23 protein-coding genes and 5 tRNA genes are annotated in these 25223 nt (G+C 42.2%); 27 read left to right on the top strand and 1 reads right to left on the bottom strand.

The annotated features are described in order from the left end of the window. Position 1: 1 nt before the first annotated feature. A complete protein-coding gene (gene argH, locus MP622_RS12895; protein ID WP_026441110.1) occupies positions 2-1432 on the bottom strand; it encodes an argininosuccinate lyase in 1431 nt (476 codons plus the stop codon). On the opposite strand from argH, the gene MP622_RS12890 reads away from it, so the two are divergent. The 27 genes from MP622_RS12890 (at position 1423) to rpoB (ending at position 25118) form a co-directional block, all read left to right on the top strand. After that, complete coding sequence (locus MP622_RS12890; RefSeq protein ID WP_243791279.1) at positions 1423-2544, top strand: histidine kinase; 1122 nt, start codon at positions 1423-1425, stop codon at positions 2542-2544. The genes argH and MP622_RS12890 overlap by 10 nt on opposite strands. 56 nt (positions 2545-2600) lie before the next feature. Further along, positions 2601-3338 carry a LytTR family DNA-binding domain-containing protein gene (locus MP622_RS12885; RefSeq protein WP_016168461.1) on the top strand — a complete coding sequence of 246 codons (738 nt, stop codon included), beginning with the start codon at positions 2601-2603 and terminating at the stop codon, positions 3336-3338. Positions 3339-3443: 105 nt separating this feature from the next. After that, the gene (hemC, locus tag MP622_RS12880; protein WP_026441111.1) at positions 3444-4361 is read left to right on the top strand and encodes a hydroxymethylbilane synthase; all 918 of its coding nucleotides are present in this window, start codon (positions 3444-3446) and stop codon (positions 4359-4361) included. A 3-nt stretch (positions 4362-4364) separates the two neighbouring features. After that, positions 4365-5144 (top strand): uroporphyrinogen-III synthase, encoded by a 780-nt coding sequence (locus MP622_RS12875; protein WP_016168459.1) that lies wholly within the window; start codon positions 4365-4367, stop codon positions 5142-5144. Next, positions 5141-5992, top strand: coding sequence for a hypothetical protein (locus MP622_RS12870; protein ID WP_016168458.1), 852 nt, complete (start codon positions 5141-5143; stop codon positions 5990-5992). The genes MP622_RS12875 and MP622_RS12870 overlap by 4 nt, the downstream gene beginning before the upstream one ends. Position 5993: 1 nt before the next feature. Continuing rightward, positions 5994-7187 carry a hypothetical protein gene (locus MP622_RS12865; RefSeq protein WP_016168457.1) on the top strand — a complete coding sequence of 398 codons (1194 nt, stop codon included), beginning with the start codon at positions 5994-5996 and terminating at the stop codon, positions 7185-7187. Between the two features lie 8 nt (positions 7188-7195). Continuing rightward, a complete protein-coding gene (locus MP622_RS12860; RefSeq protein ID WP_016168456.1) occupies positions 7196-7624 on the top strand; it encodes a thioesterase family protein in 429 nt (142 codons plus the stop codon). A gap of 150 nt (positions 7625-7774) precedes the next feature. Further along, entirely contained in the window at positions 7775-8101 is a 327-nt protein-coding gene (locus MP622_RS12855; protein ID WP_016168455.1) for an H-NS histone family protein, read from the top strand. Positions 8102-8266: 165 nt separating this feature from the next. After that, positions 8267-9010 carry a type II secretion system protein N gene (gene gspN / locus MP622_RS12850; RefSeq protein ID WP_243791277.1) on the top strand — a complete coding sequence of 248 codons (744 nt, stop codon included), beginning with the start codon at positions 8267-8269 and terminating at the stop codon, positions 9008-9010. Further along, on the top strand, positions 9010-9837 hold the full coding sequence (locus MP622_RS12845) for a type II secretion system protein N (protein WP_243791275.1): 828 nt from the start codon (positions 9010-9012) through the stop codon (positions 9835-9837). Before gspN ends, MP622_RS12845 begins: the two co-directional genes overlap by 1 nt. 42 nt (positions 9838-9879) lie before the next feature. Then, positions 9880-12135 (top strand): type II secretion system secretin GspD, encoded by a 2256-nt coding sequence (gene gspD / locus MP622_RS12840; protein WP_243791273.1) that lies wholly within the window; start codon positions 9880-9882, stop codon positions 12133-12135. A gap of 71 nt (positions 12136-12206) precedes the next feature. Then, positions 12207-12878, top strand: coding sequence for an FHA domain-containing protein (locus MP622_RS12835; RefSeq protein WP_243791272.1), 672 nt, complete (start codon positions 12207-12209; stop codon positions 12876-12878). Between the two features lie 70 nt (positions 12879-12948). Beyond that, complete coding sequence (locus MP622_RS12830) at positions 12949-13620, top strand: phosphoglycolate phosphatase (RefSeq protein WP_016168450.1); 672 nt, start codon at positions 12949-12951, stop codon at positions 13618-13620. Positions 13621-13735: 115 nt separating this feature from the next. Beyond that, the gene (gene trpE / locus MP622_RS12825) at positions 13736-15229 is read left to right on the top strand and encodes an anthranilate synthase component I (RefSeq protein WP_044738806.1); all 1494 of its coding nucleotides are present in this window, start codon (positions 13736-13738) and stop codon (positions 15227-15229) included. A 99-nt stretch (positions 15230-15328) separates the two neighbouring features. Further along, positions 15329-15404 (top strand) — tRNA-Thr (locus MP622_RS12820). A 54-nt stretch (positions 15405-15458) separates the two neighbouring features. Further along, a tRNA-Tyr gene (locus tag MP622_RS12815) sits at positions 15459-15542 on the top strand. A 36-nt stretch (positions 15543-15578) separates the two neighbouring features. Beyond that, positions 15579-15654, top strand: a tRNA-Gly gene (locus MP622_RS12810). A gap of 12 nt (positions 15655-15666) precedes the next feature. Further along, positions 15667-15741: transfer RNA gene (locus tag MP622_RS12805), tRNA-Thr, on the top strand. Between the two features lie 147 nt (positions 15742-15888). After that, positions 15889-17079 (top strand): elongation factor Tu, encoded by a 1191-nt coding sequence (gene tuf, locus MP622_RS12800; RefSeq protein ID WP_016167280.1) that lies wholly within the window; start codon positions 15889-15891, stop codon positions 17077-17079. 51 nt (positions 17080-17130) lie between these two features. Continuing rightward, positions 17131-17206, top strand: a tRNA-Trp gene (locus MP622_RS12795). A 75-nt stretch (positions 17207-17281) separates the two neighbouring features. After that, positions 17282-17722, top strand: a complete 441-nt coding sequence (gene secE, locus MP622_RS12790) for a preprotein translocase subunit SecE (protein ID WP_044739157.1) — start codon at positions 17282-17284, stop codon at positions 17720-17722. Between the two features lie 7 nt (positions 17723-17729). Continuing rightward, positions 17730-18263 (top strand): transcription termination/antitermination protein NusG, encoded by a 534-nt coding sequence (gene nusG, locus MP622_RS12785; protein ID WP_016168447.1) that lies wholly within the window; start codon positions 17730-17732, stop codon positions 18261-18263. 116 nt (positions 18264-18379) lie between these two features. After that, on the top strand, positions 18380-18808 hold the full coding sequence (rplK, locus tag MP622_RS12780) for a 50S ribosomal protein L11 (RefSeq protein ID WP_001074682.1): 429 nt from the start codon (positions 18380-18382) through the stop codon (positions 18806-18808). Positions 18809-18811: 3 nt separating this feature from the next. After that, a complete protein-coding gene (gene rplA / locus MP622_RS12775) occupies positions 18812-19507 on the top strand; it encodes a 50S ribosomal protein L1 (protein ID WP_016168446.1) in 696 nt (231 codons plus the stop codon). 298 nt (positions 19508-19805) lie between these two features. Then, on the top strand, positions 19806-20312 hold the full coding sequence (gene rplJ, locus MP622_RS12770; protein WP_016168445.1) for a 50S ribosomal protein L10: 507 nt from the start codon (positions 19806-19808) through the stop codon (positions 20310-20312). A gap of 42 nt (positions 20313-20354) precedes the next feature. Continuing rightward, complete coding sequence (gene rplL, locus MP622_RS12765) at positions 20355-20723, top strand: 50S ribosomal protein L7/L12 (protein ID WP_016168444.1); 369 nt, start codon at positions 20355-20357, stop codon at positions 20721-20723. A 306-nt stretch (positions 20724-21029) separates the two neighbouring features. After that, the gene (gene rpoB / locus MP622_RS12760) at positions 21030-25118 is read left to right on the top strand and encodes a DNA-directed RNA polymerase subunit beta (RefSeq protein WP_016168443.1); all 4089 of its coding nucleotides are present in this window, start codon (positions 21030-21032) and stop codon (positions 25116-25118) included. Positions 25119-25223 lie beyond the last annotated feature (105 nt).

Raw genomic sequence — 25223 nt, 5'->3', positions numbered from 1 at the left:
CTTAAGCGTAAAGTTTTTCTAAACGAACATAGGCACGTGCAATAGCCGCTTCGACTTGTGCAGGTGCAGTACCACCAATGTGGTTACGTGCATTTACAGATGCTTCTAAAGTGAGTGCTTTTTCAAAAACATCGGCTTGAATCAAGTCAGAGAACTGTTGAAGTTGCTCAAGTGTTAGTTCAGATAAATCTTTTCCTTCTTGAACCCCGAGTGCAACGGCTTTACCAACAATTTCGTGTGCATCACGGAATGCCACACCATTCTTCACAAGGTAATCTGCCAAGTCAGTCGCGGTTGAGAAACCACGAAGTGCTGCTTCGCGCATAATTTCAATGTTTGGAACCAACGCAGGAATCATGTCGGCAAATGCCATAAGCGAACCACGTACAGTATCAATCGCGTCAAATAAAGGTTCTTTATCTTCTTGATTGTCCTTGTTGTATGCCAAGGGTTGACCTTTCATGAGGGTTAGTAAACTCATTAAGTCACCATAAACACGACCTGTTTTACCACGAACCAATTCAGGCACATCTGGGTTTTTCTTCTGCGGCATAATGGACGAGCCTGTACAGAAGCGGTCAGGAATATTGACGAATTTAAACTGTGCAGATGTCCATAGAATGAGTTCTTCAGACATACGAGATAGGTGCATCATAATCAGTGATGCTGCGGCATTGAATTCAATGCCGAAATCACGATCCGATACGGCATCGAGTGAGTTTTCAGAAACAGCTTCAAAACCAAGAAGCTCAGCTGTATAAGCACGGTCGATTGGGTAAGTTGTCCCTGCAAGGGCAGCAGAACCCAACGGCATACGATTCACACGTTTACGACAGTCAATTAAACGTTCAGAGTCACGCACCAGCATTTCAAACCATGCCAATAAGTGGTGACCAAAGGTTACAGGTTGAGCTGTTTGTAGGTGAGTAAAGCCCGGCATAATTGTGCCAGTATTCTTTGCTGCTAACGATAAAATGCCTTTTTGCAGTTTCGCCAAGAGTTCTAAAATGGCATCAATTTCATCACGTACATAGAGACGAATGTCCGTTGCGACTTGGTCATTACGGCTACGACCCGTATGTAATTTTTTACCTGCAATGCCGATACGTTGAGTCAAACGCGACTCAATGTTCATATGCACATCTTCTAAGTCGATACGCCATTCGAAATTACCTGCTTCAATTTCAGCCTGAATGGTGCGGAGACCTTCGGTAATGGCATCACGTTCAGATTCGGTTAGTACGCCAACTTTTGCTAACATAGTTGCATGGGCAATTGAGCCTGCAATATCTTGTTTATAAAAGCGTTGGTCAAATTGTACAGATGCGGTAAATTCTGCAACAAAAGCGTCAGTCGCTTCAGTAAAACGACCGCCCCACATGCCAGAAGTCTGGGCTTGTGACGGATTAGAGGAATTAGAAGATGTGGTCATGTCGGCTCAGTAAAATAAAAAATCGGCAAATTAAACAGAGTATAGCAAATTCAAAAGCAGTTGCCGAAGCCCCAGCATCCTATTCTTATTTTTTTAGTAATGTGGGACGGTGGCAAAATTTAGTCGAGTTGTGTATTGCGGGCAATATTTTAGCCATTTTGTTGGCTTTGGCAGAAGCACATTCATGGCAAGCCCTGAGTGGAACACAAGTGCTGTTGTTTATGCTGTATATCAATTGGGTCTTGTTGTGTTTTACGGCAATTGTTGAGCGCCTACAGCCACGCCTAGAGCATTGGGGTTTGGTTTCGATGTTGCTGTTGGGCTTTGTGATCTTACAAAGCACCATTTTTTTTACCAGCTTGATTCTCAATATTTTTGTCTTTTTTGGGCAAAACTTTAGCTTTAAAGGTTTAGATCTTACGACTGCCTTGCAGGGTGTGGTATTGCATTTAAGTTATGGTGGTCTACTGGGGGCATTTTGTTTTCGATATCTCTATATCCGAGAACAATGGATGCGGCAGCAACACAGTGAACTGAATGCACGTATTCAGGCGATGCAAGCCCGAATTCATCCACATTTTTTATTCAATAGTTTAAATAGTGCCATCAGTTTAATTGTTGTTGATCCTGATAAAGCTGAACAAATGCTATTAGATTTATCGCGTTTATTTCGTGCCAGTTTCCAAGAGTTAAAGTTGGTGAAATTGCAAGATGAAATTGAATTGTGCCAACGTTATTTGGCGATTGAGCAGATTCGCCTAGGAAATCGGTTACAGGTTGAATGGAAATTTGTGCATCCTGAATTATTTTCACAGGCGCAAATTCCGTTGCTCACTTTGCAACCTTTACTAGAAAATAGTATTTTTCATGGGGTTGAGAAAAATTTATCAACCAGTATAGTGAGCGTATTGGTCGAAATTACACAACATCAAGTCAATATCGTCATTACAAACCCGTACACACAGGATAAAATAAATTTACGACAAGGACACGGTATTGCCATTGATAATGTAAAACAGCGTCTCATGGCGTATTATGGGCGCGCAGTCATCTTCCGAACTTTTGCTGGAGATGGGATGTATACCACTGTGGTGCAATACCCGTATAAATAAAACAGTGGCGGTTAACTTATAAAAATAATCCACGTTAACTGAACGAAGGAGGAATAATGGACATCCTGATTTGTGATGATGAGCCTCTTGCAGTAGAGCGTTTATCCAGATTGGTCACGCAAATGGGGCATCAGGTTATTGCAACGGCGGCTTATGGTCAGCAAGCAATTGAAATGGTGCAATTTTATCAACCCGATGTGGTGCTTTTAGATATACAAATGCCAGAAATGGATGGTTTAACCTGCGCGCAATATTTGCGTCAGTTGGAACCATCCCCAGCTATCGTATTTTGTACGGCTTACGACCAGCATGCCTTGGATGCGTTTAAATCGCATGCCGAGGGCTACTTGCTAAAACCGATTATGCAACAGGAATTGCAACAGGTTTTAGACCAACTGACCAAACTCACGCAAGCGCAAATGAGTAACTTAAAACAAAAAGAAGATATGGATAATCAAACACAACGTCATCAAATTGCTGCGAAGACCTATCGTGGGGTAGAACTGGTCCCTGTAGAAAATATTTATTATTTTTTAGCGGATCAAAAATATGTCACGGTACGTCATAAAAATGGCAGTGTACTCATTGATGAAACTTTAAAGGACTTAGAATTAGAATTTGGTGAGCGGTTTATTCGTATTCATCGCAATGCTTTGGTTTCAGTGGATTATCTTGAAGGGTTAGAGGTGATTAACTCTGGGCAATATCAAGTGCGTTGCCGTGAACTGGATGAACGTTTATCTGTGAGCCGACGACATTTACCCAATTTACGCGAGCGAATTCAGAAACTTTGAAGTCAAATGTATGATTTCATGTGGTGCGGTGTGAATTCTACTTGCATTTTAAAGTCAGCCAGTTAAGTTTAGAATAACTGACCTTATTCAATGTATTTAAAATTTATGAAAACTTTGAAGATCGCAACACGCCAAAGTCCCCTTGCTTTATGGCAGGCAGAATTTATTCGTTCCTGTCTGGAAGAACGCAATGCTGATTTAAAGGTGGAGTTGGTTACGTTTGTCACTCAAGGAGATAAAATTTTAGATACACCGTTGGCGAAAATTGGCGGTAAAGGTTTGTTTGTCAAAGAGCTGGAAGCTGCGTTGTTGGATGGTCGAGCTGATCTGGCTGTACATTCTATGAAGGATGTCCCTATGGCACTTCCAGAGGGTTTAAGCTTAGCGGTGATTTGTGAGCGTGAAGATCCATTTGATGCTTTTGTTTCAAACCACTATGCAAATTTTAACGATTTGCCACAGGGTGCTAAAGTGGGAACATCAAGCTTGCGTCGTAAATGCCAAATTCTGAAGCAACGCCCAGATCTTGAAATTATTGATTTACGCGGTAACGTCGGAACCCGCCTGTCAAAATTAGATGCAGGTTTATATGATGCCATTATTCTAGCGAGTGCAGGACTTAAGCGTTTAGGACTTTCAGAGCGTATTCGTCATACCTTACCAGCCAGTGTTAGTTTGCCAGCAGTTGGACAAGGGGCATTGGGGCTGGAATGCCGTGAAAATGATCAGCAGGTTTTAGATTTAATCCAACCTTTGTTGCATATGGAAACTTCGGCTTGTGTTCGTGCTGAACGTGCCTTTAATGCTTATTTGGAAGGTGGTTGTCAGGTGCCGATAGCAGGTTATGCCACTTTACATGCAGATGAGTTACACATTGAAGGACGTGTAGGCAGTGTCGATGGAGCAACTTTATTGGTCGCTGAATTGCGTGGACCAGTGGTGCAAGCAGAACAGCTAGGTGAAGCGTTGGCACAACAACTACTCGAATTAGGTGCAGGAGAGCTGCTCCAAGCCTTGCATTAATTCATGTTATTTATTAATACCCGCCCGAATACTCGTGCGAGCGAACTTAGTTTAAACATTCAACAAGCTGGTTTTCCAGTTTTGGATCTTCCATTGTTGGTGTTGGAGCCGTGTGCATGGTCATCTGAGTTGCAGGATTTGTATCAGCAGTTGCCGCGGGCGACCTGTATTGTGGTGGTCAGTCCTTCGGCTGTTGAATTTGGAATGCAGGGCTTAAAGCAAAGTGGTGTGTCGCTACAAGCCTTGAGCAAGGTGCAATGGGTTGCGGTAGGTGAAAAAACCGCACAAGCATTGGCTCAATATGGCATATCTAGCTATGTGCCTAAGGTTGAAACATCAGAGGGGATGTTGCAGATTCCCTTGTTGCAAGACCTGACCTCTTCCGCTTGTGTGGCTTTTTGGCGTGGTCAGGGTGGACGCCAATTTATGATGGAGACTTTGCAGCAGCAGGGGATCTCTGTTTTAAATTTTATTTTGTACCAACGACATTGCCCAGTACAGACGATTCAAAATTTTGATCAAGTTGTCGTACAGTTGCAACAACATCAGCACTATAGTGTGCTGATTAGCAGTGAAGCCAGTTGGCTAAACTGGTTGGAATTGATGCGAGCCCATAAGGGGTTGCTTACACGAGGACATTTTATGGTATTGGGTGAGCGGCTTTATCAATTGCTGTTAAATACACAGCGACAACAGCGTTTATCATTTCATCTCTATCAATTACCTGATTTAAATACAGCAACAATATTGCAATGCCTTCGAGCGATGCCGAGAAATGCATGAAAAAGTTTTTAATTGTTTTAATTTTGGTCTGTGTGGCATGGATTGCCAAATTAAGTTATGACATTTTTCAGTTCAATCAAAAGCAAGTTGCAATGCAGGATACGTTACAACGGCTTGAAGCCAATAGTGCCAATTTGAATGATCAAATTGTTGCTTTGCAGCGTCAAACCTCAACAGCATCTGAGCCAAGCACATCGAATGTGGCAGCTACGGGCACAAGTGTGCAGGCAACGACTACCCCAGTACAGATTAACCCTATGGTCTTGATCCGTCAGCAACTTGACTTAGTCGATTTTGCTTTGCAGCAACAGCAATACCATTTTGCTTTGGAAAAGTTAGCACAACTGAATATCAATATTGAGCAATATGCTTTGGCACCGAGTTTGAAACAAAGCTTGCATCAGGCGATGGGTAAAGATCAACAATTGATACAGCAAACTGTACAAGCGCGTACCGAGCAGCAGCAACAAATTCAACAACTATTACAACAAGTAGATGTGGTATTAACACAAGAAATTAAACAGGCTCAAAGGAAACCTGTCCGAGCAGAAGATCGTCCTTTCTGGCAGCGTTGGTTTGAGTTGCAGCCTGCTAAGCAACCTGCTACACAACTGATGCAGCGTGCAATCATTTTGAAAGAAGTACAGTTGCGTCTATTGGTTGCTCGAGAAGCATTGAATCATGGTCAGTATGTCGAATATCAAAAGGATTTGGCCGAGATTATGCAGATATTATCGACTTTGCCTGATGCACAAGCACAAAAACTGCGTAAGCAAGTGGAGAAGATTAAAGGATTTAGTATTATTCCGATGCCTGTTTTAAATACCCGTACATTGCTAGGGTCTTAATATGAAACAGATTCTTTTAGCCTATGCTTTTATATGCCTGCTTGTGATTGCTGTGATTAGTGTGTTGAGTTACGGTTTTGGTGCAGGCTATGTTTATGTGTATTGGCGTGAATGGCAGTTACAGAGTAATGTCTGGTTCATATTCGTTCTTTTGGCAGTGCTGGGCTTTATTTTTCAGTTAGTTTGGTTGTTACTGAAACGCTATTTTACGCGTGCACAACGAAAACAAATCGAAATCTACGACTTCAAGACCTTGCATCCTTATGAGCAGTTGGCTGTCATTTGGTTATTGGACGCGGGTCGGGAGCAACAACAATTTATTCAAAATGCATTTGCTCAGTCTGGGTTATTACGTGGTGTAATTGACTCAAGACTGTATTTGATGCAACAGGAATATCCACAAGCGTTATCTGTTTTAAATCATAGCCATGCTATGGCATTTGAATTGGCAGAAATTCAACGTATTCAGGTTTATCTGGCGCAGCAAGATGGTGAGCAAGCCCTGACGCATCTTGAGTTTTTAACTCAGCATGAATTATCACCTTGGCTAAAGGATGTACAAGTCGCCTATGAGCAACGTTTAACCGAACTGTGGGGTGAGTTTGCTGTGCAATTTCCTTGGTTATATTTGCGTTCTATGCAATATGGACATTTAGATGAAGCCACCAAGCAGGCATGGTTAGAGCAACTTTTGCAACAGTTTGATCATGCTAGTGCTGAAAATCTACAAGATTTGCAACAACGTTATCTAGATTTATCGACTGAAATTGAAACTCGCAGCTATCACATCAAAATGTTGTGGTTAAAACTATTGTCACGTTTACCTGATTTAAGTCAGCAACATGAAAATTTGGCCTTACATTTACTTGATCAACAGTTTAATGCGGAAGTATTTCATTTGTGGTTTCAGCAACAATTGTTGAAACAGGTTCCAAATTATAGTGATGTAGAGCAACATATTCAGGATTGGGAGGTGAAATATCCATCTTTACCTGTTTTGACTTTTGCTAAATGGCATGTCTACGAAGCGACTGATCGGTTAAATAAAGCAGATGCATTATTAACTTTATATCCAGATAATGTGCTCATGAGTTATTTAAGGGTTAAAGCAACGCTGAAAAATCGTGAAGATTTGATTCAGCAGTTAAATTTGATCTTTGAAAATAATGCGAATTTTATGAAAATCAAGATTTAAGGGAATATATGTCATTATTTAATGAATATCCAATTGTACATGAGCAAAATGTAGCATGGGGAGATATGGATGCTTTTGGACATGTAAATAATGTCATGTATTATCGATATATTGAAAGCGCACGTATTCAATATTTTGATGCGTTAAATATATTTGAGCAAAGTGTATTGACGGTTGTTGCATCAAATCAGTGCAAATATTTACGACCTGTATTTTATCCCGATCAATTAAAAGTAGCTGTTCGTGTTGATGAATTACGTAATAGTGCAATACGTATGAGTTACCTATTATTCAGTACTGCACAAAATGCGGTGGTTGCAATGGCAGAGGCGGTGATAGTTTGTGTTGATAAAGACAATATGCAAAAAACTGCAATCCCTGATGATATTCGTGAGAAGATTCTCAAAATGGAACGAGATGTTGGACATTTAATTTAATTTTTGATCATTATTTTAATTTTCGATTATTAAAACATATATTAACTGTTCGAATCTTGTAGCAATTTTAAATATAAGTGTTGAATAATCGAGTTAATAAAAATATGATAATCCTGTGTAAGAAATTAAATCGTATTTAATGGAGTTAATATGATGCCAGACATTAGTAATTTATCTGTAGAAGAGTTAAAGCGTTTACAAGTAGAAGCGGAAGCCTTAATCGTTTCTAAAAAAGATCAGGCAATTGAAGATGCATATACTCAGATTATGGATATTGCTGATAAAGTGGGTTTGAGTATTGAGCAAATCTTAGAGTTTGGCGCAACTAAACGTAAGAAAACGACTCGTAAATCTGTAGAACCACGTTATCGCAATAAATCAGATGCATCAGAAACTTGGACAGGCCGTGGTAAACAACCTCGCTGGCTAGTGGCTGAATTGGAAAAAGGTGCAAAACTTGAAGATTTTCTTATCTAATCTTCATTAGATTGTCATCCAATCTGATTAAATTATTTAAACCAAGCAAAACTGCTTGGTTTTTTTATAGTGATGAATTGGCGATGTGAAAAAAGTGTGCATAATGGGTGGCAAAGATAAAATATATATCCAAGGAAGAAAAATAGTGATGTTGGTTGTGTTGGGATGACGAAAAAGAATAAGCACCTTGCATGGTGGATTTTTGCGTTAAGTACATTTTTATTCTTTGTAGTGCTGCAAATTCCAGCAGCATGGCTTATTTCTAAATTTTATAAAAATAACCAAGTTTTACAGAATGTCAGTGGCAATATCTGGCAAGGGCAGGCGGACTGGCATCAAGGAGCTTTAAAAGGTTCATTGAATTGGAAGGTGCGTCCTTTGGATTTATTGTTGCTTCGTTTAGGTGCTGCGGTGGATATCCATAGTGGGCGGACCCAATTACAAGGTACTGTGGGCTATGGTTTGGGGCAGCGTTGGACTGTTAAAGCATTATCTGGGGAAATTGCCCCAGAAACATTAAAGCGGGTTGCTGATTGGCAATGGCCAAGTAATCCGATTCAAGTCCAAGATTTACAGTTTAAATATCAAAAAGAACAAGGTTTTCAACAAGCAGAAGGTACTGTGCAGTGGTTAGGTGGTGAACTGATATATCGCTTTGCACAACGTCAAGAGCAAATGAGTATTCCTTCCTTAAAAGGGAGTTTAAATGATCGAGATCAAGTATTGATGATTGATGTGCGGGATCAGCGCGACCAGAAAATGATTAATCTGCTTTTGGATAAAAACCTGATGCTTGATGTACAGATTACTCAGCGTATGTTGATGAATGTGCCTTCGTATCAAGGTAAAGCGGGTTTAGATACTTATGTCGTCAGCTCTCGTCAGCCCCTGTTACAAGGTGGTATGTAATGAGATTGGTCAAAGATAAGTTACAGCATTTGAACGGCGCTCAGTTCAACCGTTTTGCACCGTGGCTGTTGGTTGTGTTAGTGGCCTATTTAAGTTGGAAATTGGCCAGTATATTTTGGTTGTGGGTTGCTCCGCCAATGCCTATGCAATTAGAACGTGTAGAGTTAGGTTCACAGCAACCTCAAGTTCCCAATATATCGGCATTTTCTTTATTTCAGGAAAATAATGCTTCGGGTGGTGCGAACCTCGCCAATTTTGTTTTGCAAGGGGTAGTGGTGTCCTATCCGAGTCAATATTCCTCAGCAGTGATTAAAGTTAATGAAGTCACTGACCGTTATAAGGTTGGAGAAACATTGGCGGGTACAGTTTATCAATTGGCCGAGGTGTATTGGGATCATGTGGTGTTACGAGACTCTACAGGACAAAGCCAGCAAGTTGCATTTAATCGAATTGCCAATGGTCTAAATCAACCGATTGTTCCACCTGCGGATGCGGCTTCATTACCAACAGGGAATATATCGCAATCGACTCAAAATGCTTTGGGGCAGGCAGTACAACAAATGCATCAAAATCGTGACCAGTTTCTGGCCGATATGGGGGTTGGTGCGGCGACGGGTGAAGGGTATGAAGTCACCAGTAAAACACCTTCTGCTTTACGGAATACACTTGGATTACAACCTGGAGACCGAATTTTGTCCTTAAATGGTCAAGGTGTGGGGCAGGGACAAAATGATGCACAATTACTTGAACAAGCTAAACAAGCAGGCCAAGTCAAACTTGAAATAAAACGTGGTGATCAGGTGATGACCATACAACAAAATTTTTAAATGATGAGAAATCGCCCGTAGGGTTAGGAAACACAGAAGTATATGGCTTTATTTCATAATAATCGTCCAGTTTGGGCTTTGCTCGCAAGTGCACCTCTGATTGCTGCCGTGAGTAGCAGTACCTATGCGCAAACATGGAAAATCAATTTACGTGATGCGGACTTAACGGCGTTTATTAATGAAGTGGCCGATATTACAGGGAAAAATTTTGCAGTTGATCCGCGCGTACGTGGCAATGTGACGGTTATTTCCAATAAGCCGCTTAATAAAAGTGAAGTTTACGATTTATTTTTAGGCGTGCTCAATGTGAATGGGGTGGTGGCTATTCCTTCGGGCAATACTGTGAAAATTGTTCCAGACAGCAATGTAAAAAGTTCAGGCATTCCCTATGATGCTAAAAATCGTGCTACAGGTGATCAAATTGTTACGCGCGTGATTTGGCTGGAAAATACCAATGCCAATGATCTAATTCCTGCCTTACGCCCACTCATGCCGCAGTTTGCAAATTTGTCGGCAGTACCCGGGGCGAATGCGCTGATTGTGTCAGATCGTGCCAGTAATATTTATCAACTGGAAACCATCATTCGTAATTTAGATGGTACTGATCAGCACGATATTGAGGCGATTACGTTGCAATCTAGTCAAGCCGAAGAAATGATTGGCTTATTAGATTCTATGACGGCGACTGGGGCTGCCAAAGATTTAAAAGGTGCACGAGTACGTGTGATTGCGGATAATCGCACCAATCGCATTTTAATTAAAGGCGATACGGCAACACGTAAACGGTTGCGTCAATTGATTGAAATGTTGGATGTACCTGCGGCAGACCGTCTGGGTGGTTTGAAGGTCTTTCGTTTAAAGTATGCCAGTGCAAAAAACTTGGCCGAAATTTTACAAGGTCTGGTCACAGGGCAGACAGTTTCAGGGGCTGATGGTCGCGCGAACAATACATCCAATGCCAGCAATAATATGATGGGAAGTGCGAATACGACGACAAACAATGGTTCATCCTCAAGTATTTCGACACCAGCAATTAATTTAGGGGGTAGTTCTACTGGGAATAATCAGAACAACATCACCAGTTTTAATGCCAACGGGATCAGTATCATTGCCGATAGTTCACAAAATGCATTGGTGGTCAAAGCAGATCCACAGCTGATGCGAGAAATTGAGTCTGCGATTCAACAACTTGATGTTCGCCGCGAACAAGTGTTAATCGAGGCTGCAATTATTGAAGTTGAAGGTTCTGATGCAGATCAATTGGGTGTGCAATGGGCTTTGGGTGATATTAGCAGTGGTGTCGGTTTAATCAGTTTTGATAACGTAGGTTCAAGCCTAGCCAGCCTCGCTGCGGGTTATTTGAGTGGCGGGGCTTCAGGTCTGGGGCAGGCCTTGACGGGTGCGGGTAGCTCAGTGGTGTTGGGTGATTATAAAGAGGGCAGTGATGGTTCACGTCGACTTTATGGTGCATTGATTCAGGCACTTAAAGAAAATACCAAATCTAATTTGCTTTCAACACCTTCGATTGTCACGATGGACAATGAAGAAGCCTACATTGTGGTCGGTGAAAACGTTCCTTTTGTGACAGGATCGGTGAGTACCAACAATGGCACAGTAAATCCTTATACCACCATTGAACGCAAAGATGTCGGTGTGACGCTAAAGGTGATTCCACACATTGGTGAAAATGGTACGGTTCGCTTGGAGGTTGAGCAGGAAGTTTCTGGGGTTAAAAACAGTAAAGGTCAGGCGTCAGATCTGGTCACCAGTAAACGTGCCATTAAAACAGCTATTTTGGCAGAGCATGGACAAACTGTAGTTCTCGGTGGCTTAATTTCAGATAACTCGATTTATAGTCGTCAATCGGTTCCAGGTCTTGGTGCAATCCCAGGTCTAGGGCGCTTATTTAGATCGGATGCAAAGACGAATCAGAAGCGCAATTTATTGGTCTTTATTCATCCAACGATCGTGGGTGGTGGCGATGATGTTCGTCGTTTATCTCAACAGCGTTATAGTCAGTTATATAGTTTGCAATTGGCGCTCGATAAAGATGGCGGTTTTGCTAAATTGCCTGAGCAGGTGGATGATGTTTACATGCAGCGTTTACCTGTGCAACCGGGTGCGCCACGGACTAGCCCTTATCAAGCTGTACCTTCTGCGGCGCAGTCATCCAATGCTGCGGTTGTGACTACGCCTGTAGCGATTGAGCCACCAATCAGCAGTACACCATTTCCAAAATCGGAAGTGGAAAAAACCAAAAATACAGTAACCACCATTCGTGTGCGTCCAGCTTCGTAATGCTAAAGTAGCCAAATTGAAATCTATAAGTTGCATGGTATGATGAAGCAAAATCATAAAGAGATAATGTGATGACTTGGAAGATACAGGCAATTACAGGCGAATTTACGGGGCAAGAGATCAGTGTTGACCGTGATATGTTGGTTGGGCGCCATCAAGATGCAGATGTATTGTTGCAATCTGCAGAAGTGTCACGTAAACACGCAGCGCTGTTGTTAAAAGAGCAAGCGTTATGGGTGCAAGATTTAAATTCATCGAATGGCACTTTTGTGAACGACTTGAAAATTGTAGATGAAAGCCAACTGAAGGATGGCGATATTGTTCAGTTTGCAAGCTTTAAATTTACAGTCTTTGCTCCAGCTCCTTTGGCAAATACAGTTGAGGAAGATGTAGTTGATGTTCAACAGCCTGCTGAAGCCGTTGCTCCGTCTGAAACAGAAGCAGAGAAATCGGCAGCGCATCATATGAATGAACAGGGGATGCCAAGCCTGACTGAGCGTGATAGCAGTGTTCAGTTAAGTCGTGATGGGATGCCACAGAATGTATCTATTCCTAAGCCCGCACCAATTCCTGAAGGTGTAGATGTATCTAAAGCTACGCCAAACCCAGCCCCGATTCCAGTTGAGCAACCTGTTTCTCGTGTTGAAGAAGAACGAACTCAACAGAAGAATGCTTCACTGGGTTTAATCACCATTATAGTCTTGGTTATTTTGTCTATCCTTGCTTGGGTGATGTTTAAATAATCTGGGAGTTGCCTAGAATAAGGGCATGCTCTGGCATGCCTTTTTTATATCTGAATAATGCGAGTTGCTTATGAATATTGCACAATTAGATCGCCGTGAATTAATGCTGTTTGATTTGGATGGAACTTTAGTCGATTCAGCGACTGATTTATATCGTGCCATGAATATGAGTCTTAATGTCTTGCAACTCCCTTTGGTGACTGAACAGCAAGTACGTGTTTGGGTGGGCAAGGGAACATCTATCTTTTGTCATAGTACCTTGCAATATCTTACAGGTGAGGTTGACCCTGCGCAGCACAAACAACTGCTCGATACTTTTTTAGAAATTTACAATGCGGAACCTTGTATTGAAACCCGACCATTTCATGGCATTCTTGAGTTTCTAGAATGGGGTTTGCAGCACAACAAGAAAATGGTGTGTGTCACCAATAAGCCTGAACAGCCTGCTCGCTTAATTGTTGAAGCCTTGGATATGTCTAAATACTTTATTGATGTGATTGGCGGTGACCGTTTCGAAGAACGTAAACCACATCCGCGTCAGTTACTGCACTGTGTTGAGGAATATCAGATTGAAAAATCCCAGACCTTAATGTTTGGTGATTCGAGTAATGATGTGGAGGCAGCACGACGTGCGGGTATTGATTGTATTGTCGTTAGCTATGGTTATAATCATGGTGAAGACATACAGGATTGCCAACCACAGCAAGTGGTTGATGATTTAAGAGAATTAATCAAAACATAATTTGCAGATAAGGAATCATGACACATGAGTCGTTGTAAAGCTTTTCGATGGCGTCGCTCAGTCTGATGTAGCGAAAAATTGAATTGACCCCAATCGAAAATTTAGAGAGAACCTCATGACGACTCAAGTGCAATACGAGCAATTAAAAGCCCAAGGCTATAACCTGATTCCTGTTTATCGACAACGTCTGGCAGATACAGAAACGCCACTTTCAGTTTTTGCACGATTAAAAGACCATCAACAAGCCTATTTATTTGAATCGGTAGAAGGTGGAGAAAATTGGGCGCGCTATTCCATCATTGGTTTGGGGGAATCTACCGTATTTTCTTGTAATGCGGGCAAGCTCACCATTCAACATGTAGATGGCACGCATGAACAGAAAGATTGTGCCGATCCTTTTGAATATATTCGAACCTTCTTGGCGCAGTTTAAAGTTCCGACACAAGCAGATTTACCAGACTTGCCTAGCTTTACTGGCGGATTGGTGGGGTATTTTGGTTATGATGCTGTACGTTATATTGAACCACGTTTAAACAATGTGCCAGAAGCAGATCCAGTCGGTTTACCTGATATCTGGATGATGCTATCTAAAACAGTGATTGTATTTGACAATTTAAAAGATACTTTATTCTTGATTGTGCACGCCGATGTCAACGATGCAGAGGCGTATTTTAACGCACAGCTCCAGTTAGATGCTTTGGAGCAGTTACTTGCTACACCAGTGAGTTTACAAGCAAAAAAACACAGTGCACCGCATTTTGAGTCACTCACGGGCAAACAGAAATTCCTAGAGTCAATTGAAACGGTTAAAGAATATATCCGTGCAGGAGATGTGATGCAGGTGGTTCCTGGGCATCGTATGGTTTCTGATTTTGATGGAGAAGCGTTACAGGTTTATCGTGCCTTACGTCATTTAAATCCATCGCCGTATTTATTCTTGGTACAAGGTCAAACTTTGCAAGATCAAAAACCTTTTCATATTGTGGGATCATCTCCAGAAATCTTGTCGCGTTTAGAAAATGGCATTGCTACGGTGCGCCCTTTGGCGGGTACACGTCCTCGTGGCAAAACTAAAGAAGAAGATTTGGCCTTAGAAAAAGATTTACTTTCAGATGAAAAAGAAATTGCCGAACATTTAATGCTGATTGATTTAGGACGCAATGATGTGGGGCGCGTTTCTAAAATTGGCAAAGTGCAAGTGACTGATCAAATGGTGATCGAACGTTATTCGCATGTGATGCATATTGTCTCCAATGTGCAAGGCGAAGTTCGTGATGATGTAGATGCTTTGGATGTTTTTAAAGCAACTTTTCCAGCAGGTACTTTATCTGGAGCCCCAAAAATCCGCGCTATGGAAATTATTGATGAGGTAGAGCCTGTAAAACGTGGTGTTTTTGGTGGTGCTGTTGGTTATTTAGGCTGGCATGGCGAAATGGACATGTCGATTGCGATTCGAACCTGTGTTATTCGTGAAAATAAGGTCTTTGTTCAGGCTGGTGCGGGTCTCGTTGTGGACTCAAATCCTGAATCTGAGTGGAATGAAACCCAAATAAAAGCTCGCGCAGTGATTAAAGCGGTTGAATTATCATCAAATGGATTGATTTTATGAGTTTTTAGCGTTTTTTTTGAAAAAAACACTTGCATGGATTTCAAGTTTTGCTAAACTGCACACCGTTCCGATACGAAACGTATGAAACACTAAGAAAGAGCCGGCATAGCTCAGTTGGTAGAGCAACTGACTTGTAATCAGTAGGTCCACAGTTCGAATCCGTGTGCCGGCACCATCTTAAAGGTGTGTAGTTGTGAAGTAAAGAACAACACTGAAATAAGTGTGAAATGGTGAGGTTCCCGAGCGGTCAAAGGGGGCGGACTGTAACTCCGCTACGAAAGTTTCGAAGGTTCGAATCCTTCCCTCACCACCATTAACTTCGATTGAAGTGGTTAATTACCAACATTAAGCGGGAGTAGCTCAGTTGGTAGAGCGGTAGCCTTCCAAGCTACATGTCGCGAGTTCGACCCTCGTCTCCCGCTCCATCGAAGATGATTGCTCTTATAGCTCAGTGGTAGAGCACTCCCTTGGTAAGGGAGAGGTCTCGAGTTCAAATCTCGATAAGAGCTCCAGATACAGTTTAGTAGATGTTCTACAAAGATTTTAAAAAGCAGGCTTATTAGTCTGCTTTTCAAGTATTGGGTGTCTGCTTTTTTAGGCGATATGTCGATGCTGAGCTTTTCTCAGAATTGTGTTCGACGTAAACGAGGAATATAAACATGGCTAAGGCTAAGTTTGAACGTAATAAGCCACACGTAAACGTGGGCACAATCGGTCACGTTGACCATGGTAAAACTACTTTAACTGCTGCGATTGCAACTATTTGTGCAAAAACTTACGGCGGTGAAGCGAAAGATTACTCACAAATCGACTCTGCTCCTGAAGAAAAAGCACGTGGTATTACAATTAATACTTCACACGTAGAATACGATTCTCCAATCCGTCACTACGCTCACGTAGACTGCCCGGGCCACGCCGATTATGTTAAAAACATGATTACTGGTGCTGCTCAGATGGACGGCGCGATCCTTGTATGTGCTGCGACTGATGGTCCAATGCCACAGACTCGTGAACACATCCTTCTTTCACGTCAGGTTGGTGTACCTTACATCATCGTATTCTTAAACAAATGCGACCTTGTTGACGACGAAGAATTACTTGAATTAGTAGAAATGGAAGTTCGTGAACTTCTTTCTACTTATGACTTCCCAGGCGATGACACTCCAGTTATCCGTGGTTCTGCTCTTGCTGCGCTTAATGGCGACGCTGGTCAGTATGGTGAGTCTTCAGTTCTTGCTCTTGTTGAAGCGCTTGACACTTACATTCCAGAACCAGAACGTGCTATCGACAAAGCATTCTTGATGCCAATCGAAGACGTATTCTCTATCTCAGGCCGTGGTACAGTAGTAACAGGTCGTGTAGAAGCTGGTATCGTGAAAGTAGGCGAAGAAGTTGAAATCGTTGGTATCAAAGATACAGTTAAAACAACTGTAACTGGTGTTGAAATGTTCCGTAAACTTCTTGACGAAGGCCGTGCGGGCGAGAACTGTGGTATTCTTCTACGTGGTACTAAGCGTGAAGACGTACAACGTGGTCAAGTACTTGCTAAACCAGGTACAATCAAGCCGCACACTAAATTCGACGCAGAAGTATACGTACTTTCTAAAGAAGAAGGTGGTCGTCATACTCCATTCCTTAACGGTTACCGTCCACAATTCTATTTCCGTACGACTGATGTAACTGGCGCAATCCAATTACAAGAAGGCGTTGAAATGGTAATGCCAGGTGACAACGTTGAAATGTCAGTAGAATTAATCCACCCAATCGCAATGGACCCAGGTCTACGTTTTGCGATCCGTGAAGGTGGTCGTACAGTAGGTGCTGGTGTTGTTGCGAAAGTAACTGCATAATTAAGTACATGAATTTTAAGTCGAGAATTTCGGTTTTCGACTTAACTCTGCAGGCTAGTAGTTCAATTGGTAGAGCGTCGGTCTCCAAAACCGAATGTTGGGGGTTCGAGTCCCTCCTGGCCTGCCACTTTTTTCGTAAAAGAGCTTGATGCTGGCTAAACTAGTCATATAATAAATCGCGAATTCTACGACGAGTAAAAAAATGTCGAATGATAAATCGCGTGACGCATTAAGCGACGCGCCTATCCCTCAAAGAAATACCTCTGCTGAAGTTGTCGGTTCTGGCTCACCATTAGATGTTGTGCTATGGATTATTGCATTGATTTTAATCATTGGTGCAACCATGGTAAATCAGCACTTGCCAGCATATTGGGCACCAGCGAATGATATTTGGGTGCGTGTTGGTGTAATTTTGTCTTGTATCATTGTGGCTTTAGGTTTATTATACGCCACCCATCAAGGCAAAGGCTTTGTTCGTTTGCTAAAAGATGCGCGTATTGAATTGCGTCGTGTCACATGGCCAACCAAGCAAGAGACTGTGACCACCTCGTGGCAGGTTCTTGCTGTAGTCGTTGTAGCATCCATTTTATTGTGGTGTTTTGACTATATTTTAGGCTGGTTTATGAAGTTTATTATCGGGTAAGAGAGCTATGAAACGTTGGTACATTATTCATGCCTACTCAGGCTATGAAAAACAGGTGATGCGTTCACTTAATGATCGAATCCAGCGTAGCGCTGTAGCCGATAGCTTTGGTGAAGTCCTTGTTCCTACCGAAGAAGTGGTAGAAATGAAGGATGGTAAGAAACGTAAGTCTGAGCGTAAGTTCTTTCCTGGCTATGTGTTAGTTGAAATGGAAATGAATGATGAAACTTGGCACATTGTAAAAGAGTGTCCTAAAGTTTTAGGTTTTATCGGTGGTACAGCAGAAAAACCTGCACCGATTACGCAAAAAGAAGCAGATGCGATTCTTGCTCGTGTACGCAATACTGGTGAAGCACCTCGTCCGAAGACGATGTTTGAACCAGGCGAAGAATTACTCGTAATTGACGGTCCATTCACCGACTTTAAAGGCGTGGTGGAAGAAGTTCTATACGATAAGTCACGTTTAACGTTGACGATTAATGTATTTAATCGACCAACTCAAGTTGAATTGGAATTTCGCCAAGTCGAAAAAACAATTTAATCTGGATTGGTTAAAAACGCCCGATTTATTCAATCGGGCATTGTTGTTGTAGTGATTGTCACTGCATGAAATATTGGGGAGCTGTAAAAGGCGTTTGTACCCAGAGGTAATTTGAAATGGCTAAGAAGATTGACGGCTATATCAAGCTGCAAGTTCCAGCTGGTAAAGCGAATCCATCTCCACCGATTGGTCCAGCACTAGGTCAACGTGGTGTTAACATCATGGCATTCTGTAAAGAATTCAATGCTGCTACACAAAAAGTTGAACCAGGTCTTCCAATTCCTGTAGTGATCACTGTGTACAACGACAAGTCGTTCACATTTATCATGAAAACTCCACCTGCATCTATTCTTCTTAAGAAAGCTGCTGGTATTCAAAAGGGTTCATCTGTACCTAACAAAACTAAAGTTGGTAAGTTGACTCGTGCTCAATTAGAAGAAATTGCGACTACTAAAGAACCAGATTTAACTGGTGCTGATTTAGACGCACGTGTTCGTACCATTGCTGGTTCTGCACGTTCTATGGGCTTGGAAGTGGAGCTATAAGACATGGCAAAGTTAACTAAACGTCAAAAAGCCATCGCTGCTGCTATTGAAGCTAACAAAGTTTACACTTTGGAAGAAGCAGTTGCTGTTCTAGCTGGTCTTCCTGCTGCGAAATTCAAAGAATCTTTGGATGTTGCGGTAAACCTAGGTGTTGACCCTCGTAAATCTGACCAAGTTGTTCGTGGTGCGACTACACTTCCTGCAGGTACTGGTAAAACTGTACGTGTTGCTGTGTTTGCTCAAGGCGCGGCTGCTGAAGCTGCTAAAGCTGAAGGCGCTGACATCGTTGGTTTTGATGACTTAGCTGAAAGCATCCAACAAGGTAACCTTGACTTTGACGTAGTAATTGCTGCTCCAGATGCAATGCGCGTTGTAGGTAAGTTAGGTACAATCCTTGGTCCACGCGGTTTGATGCCAAACCCTAAAGTGGGTACTGTAACTCCAGACGTTGCTGGTGCAGTTAAAAATGCGAAAGCTGGTCAAGCACGCTACCGTGTTGACAAAGCGGGTATTATCCACGCTGCGATCGGTCAAGTAGACTTCTCTGCTGAAGCTGTTCGTCAAAACGTTGAAACTTTGATTGCAGACTTGAAAAAGTTAAAGCCTGCAACTTCTAAAGGTGTATACATCAAAAAGATCACTTTGAGCTCAACTATGGGTCCTGGTCTTACTATTGATGTAAACAACGTTTCTAACTAAGTTTTACTTAGACAGAATTTTAAAGCCCTGAGTAATATTTGAAGCACTGCTTTAAATATTACGTAAGAGAGACCGGTTTCGGATTACTTGCGAACTTAGGCAAACTTTGAATTGATAAATGTATATTTATCAGCGTCAAAGACCTCAGGCGAGGGGAGTTTTATGCTTCTCTCTTAATAACCCAGTCTGAGTAGACGCGGTGGTGTGATTTATTTCCTCCTCCGCGTGTAAGCTTGAAAGGGCTTACGAATTGGGGTGTACCTGTTAGGTGCATAAATCACCGTTAGGAGGTTTTACAATGGCTCTTCTTATCGAAGACAAAAAACAGATTGTTGCTGAAGTAAGCGAAGTTGCTGCTAAAGCGTTTTCTGTTGTTGTGGCTAACTATCAAGGTTCAAGCGTAGAGCAATTAACACAACTTCGTGTTGAAGCTCGTAAGTTGGGTGTTACTACACGTATCGTGCGTAATACTTTGGCTAAACGCGCTCTTCAAGATACTCAATTCGACATCTTGAACGACGACCTTGTTGGCCCAACTATTCTCGGTTTCTCAACTTCTGAAGACGACATGGGTGCAGCTGCACGCTTGTTCGAAGAATTTGCAAAAACTAATAAAGCATTTGAACTTAAAGCTGCTGCCTTTGATGGCAAAGTTTATCAAGGTGCTGAAGTTAGCGTTATCGCAAACCTTCCGAACCAAGAAAAAGCGCTTACTATGCTTGCATCTGTTCTTCAAGCTCCTATTTCGAAATTGGGTCGCCTTATTACAGCGCTCAAAGAGAAAAACGAGTCAGAAGCGGCTTAATCCTATTTCCACACCATTCAATATCCATTTGGAGTTATTCTCATGGCTTTAACTAACGAAGAAATCTTAAACGCAGTTGCTGAAAAAACAGTTCTTGAACTTGTTGAATTAATCTCTGCTTTCGAAGAAAAATTTAACGTATCTGCTGCTGCTGTAGCTGTAGCTGCTGCTCCTGGCGCTGCTGCTGCTGCTGAAGAACAAACTGAATTCAACGTAGAGTTGACTTCTTTCGGTGCTAACAAAGTTGCTGTAATTAAAGCAGTTCGTGAAGCTACTGGTCTTGGTCTTAAAGAAGCTAAAGATATGGTTGAAGGCGCTCCTGCTGTTCTTAAAGAAGGCGTGTCTAAAGAAGAAGGCGAAGAACTTAAGAAGAAACTTGAAGAAGCTGGTGCTACAGTTACTCTTAAGTAATCTTAAGAGGAGTCGATTTTTTATAATCGGCTCCACAAAATGGCTGATGGCTCTTGGGTCATCAGCCTTTTTGCGTTACAATAATCGGCTCGACTCCAATTTGACTGATTTAAAAATCATCAAATTTAAACAATAAAGACAAACTTTAAACGCTTACCAATATTTTTCTATTCAAAAAATATTGTTAAGCGTTTTAATACCACTAAAAATTGCAGCATTTGTAAACAGTGGTGGCCATATCGGCCTGCGTAATTCCTTCTAAACCCGTTCTGCAGGCGGGTTTAGTTTACTTTCCGAGGACTCCAGATGGCATACTCATATACCGAAAAGAAACGGATCCGTAAGAATTTTGGTAAATTGCCTAGTGTTATGGATGCTCCGTACTTGCTCGCGATTCAAGTCGACTCGTACAGAACGTTCTTGCAAGATGGCAAATCACCAAAAAACCGCGAAGATATCGGTCTCCAAGCCGCATTTCGTTCAGTTTTTCCTATAGAAAGTTATTCTGGCAATGCTGCTCTAGAATTTGTTGAGTATAGCCTTGGTAAGCCGGAGTTTGATGTTCGCGAATGTATTCTTCGTGGCTCAACTTATGCGGCACCAATGCGTGTAAAAATTCGTTTGATCATTAAAGATCGTGAAACGAAATCAATCAAAGACGTGCGTGAGCAAGAAGTGTACATGGGTGAAATGCCACTCATGACGGATAACGGGACATTCGTTATTAATGGTACTGAGCGTGTAATCGTATCTCAGTTACACCGTTCGCCAGGCGTGTTCTTTGATCATGATAAGGGTAAAACTCACTCAAGCGGTAAAGTGCTTTATTCGGCACGTATTATTCCTTACCGTGGTTCATGGTTAGACTTTGAATTTGATGCAAAAGATTTAGTTTATGTCCGTATTGACCGTCGTCGTAAATTGCTTGCGACTGTGGTTTTACGTGCATTGGATTACAGCAATGAACAAATTCTAGATTTGTTCTACGAGAAAGTACCTGTCTATTTAGACATGGGTAGCTACCAAATTGACCTTGTACCAGAACGCCTGCGTGGCGAAATGGCTCAATTCGACATTACCGATAATGACGGTAAAGTGATTGTTGAACAAGGTAAGCGTATTAACGCGCGTCATGTACGTCAAATGGAAGCTTCAGGCTTAACTAAGCTTTCTGTTCCAGACGAATATTTATATGAGCGTATTACTGCCCAGGATATCACTTTACGTGATGGCGAAGTGATTCCTGCGAATACCTTGCTAAGCCATGAAGTGATGGTGAAGCTGGCTGAAGGTGGCGTGAAGCAGTTTAATATTCTGTTTACGAATGACATCGATCGTGGTTCGTTCATTGCGGATTCTCTACGTGCAGATACAACAACAGGTCGTGAAGAAGCGCTTGTTGAAATCTACAAAGTAATGCGTCCAGGTGAGCCACCAACAAAAGAAGCAGCTGAAAACTTATTTAATAACTTATTCTTCTCTTCTGAGCGTTACGATTTATCGCCAGTGGGTCGTATGAAGTTTAACCGTCGTTTGGGTCGTCCTTACGAAGTCGGTACTGATCAGAAGTCACGTGAAGTTGAAGGTATTCTTTCGAACAGCGATATTACTGATGTATTAAAAACATTGGTTGAAATTCGTAATGGTAAAGGCGAAGTGGACGATATTGACCACTTGGGTAACCGTCGTGTTCGTTCTGTTGGTGAAATGACAGAAAACCAATTCCGTGTTGGTTTGGTTCGTGTTGAGCGTGCTGTAAAAGAGCGTTTAAGCCAAGCAGAAGCAGATAACTTGTCTCCGCAAGATTTAATCAATGCGAAACCAGTTGCAGCGGCAATCAAAGAATTCTTTGGTTCAAGCCAGTTATCTCAGTTCATGGATCAAAACAACCCATTGTCTGAGATTACACACAAACGTCGTGTATCTGCACTTGGTCCTGGTGGTTTAACACGTGAACGTGCGGGCTTTGAAGTACGTGACGTACATCAAACTCACTATGGTCGTGTATGTCCGATTGAAACGCCTGAAGGTCCAAACATTGGTTTGATCAACTCGCTATCTGTTTATGCAAAATGTAATAACTTCGGTTTCTTGGAAACTCCATACCGTAAAGTTGTTGATGGACGTGTAACGGATGAAGTTGAATACTTATCTGCGATTGAAGAAGTAGGCACTGTCATTGCACAAGCCGACTCTGCAGTCGATGCAGACAATCACTTGACGGAAGAGTTTGTTTCTGTACGTCACCAAGGTGATTTCGTGCGTATGCCACCTGAAAAAGTGACGCATATGGATGTATCTGCTCAACAGGTTGTATCTGTTGCAGCGTCATTGATTCCGTTCCTTGAACACGATGATGCGAACCGTGCATTAATGGGTTCGAACATGCAACGTCAGGCTGTTCCGACATTATTGGCGGATAAACCGCTTGTTGGTACAGGGATGGAAGCAAATGTAGCACGTGATTCTGGTGTGTGTGTCATTGCAAACCGTGGTGGTGCGATTGAATACGTAGATGCTTCTCGTATCGTGATTCGTGTAAACGAAGAAGAGATGGTAGCAGGTGAAGCGGGTGTAGATATCTACAATCTGATCAAATATACACGTTCTAACCAAAATACATGTATCAACCAAAACGTTGTAGTTCGCATGGGTGACAAAGTTGCTCGTGGTGATGTATTGGCTGATGGTCCATCGACTGATGGTGGTGAACTTGCGCTTGGTCAAAACATGCGCGTCGCGTTCATGACTTGGAACGGTTATAACTACGAAGACTCGATCTTACTTTCTGAGCGTGTTCTTCAAGAAGACCGTTTAACTTCGATCCATATCCAAGAGTTATCGTGTGTTGCACGTGATACTAAATTGGGTGCTGAAGAAATTACTGCGGATATCCCGAACGTGGGTGAAGCTGCACTTTCTAAGCTTGATGAATCAGGTATCGTGTATATCGGTGCTGAAGTTGCTGCGGGCGACATCCTTGTTGGTAAAGTAACGCCTAAAGGTGAAACGCAATTAACACCAGAAGAAAAACTGCTTCGTGCAATTTTTGGTGAAAAAGCAGCTGACGTTAAAGATTCTTCTTTACGTGTTCCATCTGGTACCAAAGGTACAGTAATTGACGTTCAAGTGTTTACACGTGATGGTCTTGAAAAAGACGAACGTGCGCAAGCAATTGAAAAAGCGCAATTAGATGCTTACCGTAAAGACTTGAAAGAAGAATATAAAATCTTCGAAGAAGCAGCACGTGAACGTATTGTTCGCTTGTTGAGCGGTCAAGAATCGAATGGCGGTGGCGGCACGAAGCGTGGTGACAAACTTTCAGAAGATATGTTGTCTGGCTTAGAGTTGGTTGATTTACTTGAAATCCAGCCAAGTGATGAAGCGATTGCTGAACGTTTAACCCAAATTCAAGTGTTCTTGAAAGAGAAGAGCTTTGAAATTGACGAGAAATTTGCTGAGAAAAAACGCAAACTTTCTACAGGTGATGAACTAACAACTGGCGTATTGAAAGTTGTGAAGGTTTACCTTGCAGTTAAACGTCGTATCCAGCCTGGTGATAAGATGGCGGGTCGTCACGGTAACAAAGGTGTTGTGTCTAACATCCTACCAGTCGAAGACATGCCGCATGATGCCAATGGTGTTCCAGTCGATATCGTATTGAACCCGTTGGGTGTACCGTCACGTATGAACGTGGGGCAGATTCTTGAAACTCACTTGGGTATGGCTGCGAAAGGTTTGGGTGAGCAAATTGATAAGATGCTCAAACAACAGCGTGAAATTGCTGAACTACGTGTTTTCCTAGACAAAATCTACAACAAAGTGGGCGGTCAGCAAGAAGATTTAGACAGCTTAACAGATGATGAAATCTTGGTGTTGGCAGGTAACTTACGTGCAGGTGTACCTTTAGCAACTCCTGTATTTGATGGTGCTGAAGAAAGCCAAATCAAAGAGTTACTAGAGCTGGCTGAAATTCCACGTTCGGGTCAAACCGTATTGTATGATGGACGTACAGGTGAACGTTTCGACCGTCCTGTAACTGTAGGCTATATGTACATGCTTAAGTTGAACCACTTGGTTGACGACAAGATGCATGCCCGTTCTACAGGTTCTTACTCATTAGTAACGCAACAACCATTGGGTGGTAAAGCTCAGTTCGGTGGTCAGCGTTTCGGTGAGATGGAGGTCTGGGCACTTGAAGCCTATGGCGCAGCTTATACACTTCAAGAAATGCTCACTGTGAAGTCGGATGACGTTGAAGGTCGTACTCGTATCTATAAGAATATTGTAGATGGTAACCATTATATGGACCCAGGTATGCCTGAATCGTTCAACGTATTGACCAAAGAGATCCGTTCTTTAGGTATCAACATTGAACTGAAAAATGGTGACTAAGTAATCCCCCTAACCCCCTTTGTAAAAGGGGGGAAGCTCCCTCTTTTTTAAAGAGGGACTAGGGGAGATTCCCAAATTTCAGTTAAGAAACAATATTTGTGACCC

Source organism: Acinetobacter sp. PK01 (assembly GCF_022819285.1).
Lineage (GTDB): Bacteria > Pseudomonadota > Gammaproteobacteria > Pseudomonadales > Moraxellaceae > Acinetobacter > Acinetobacter tandoii.
This window is presented reverse-complemented; position numbering and strand designations above follow the sequence as displayed.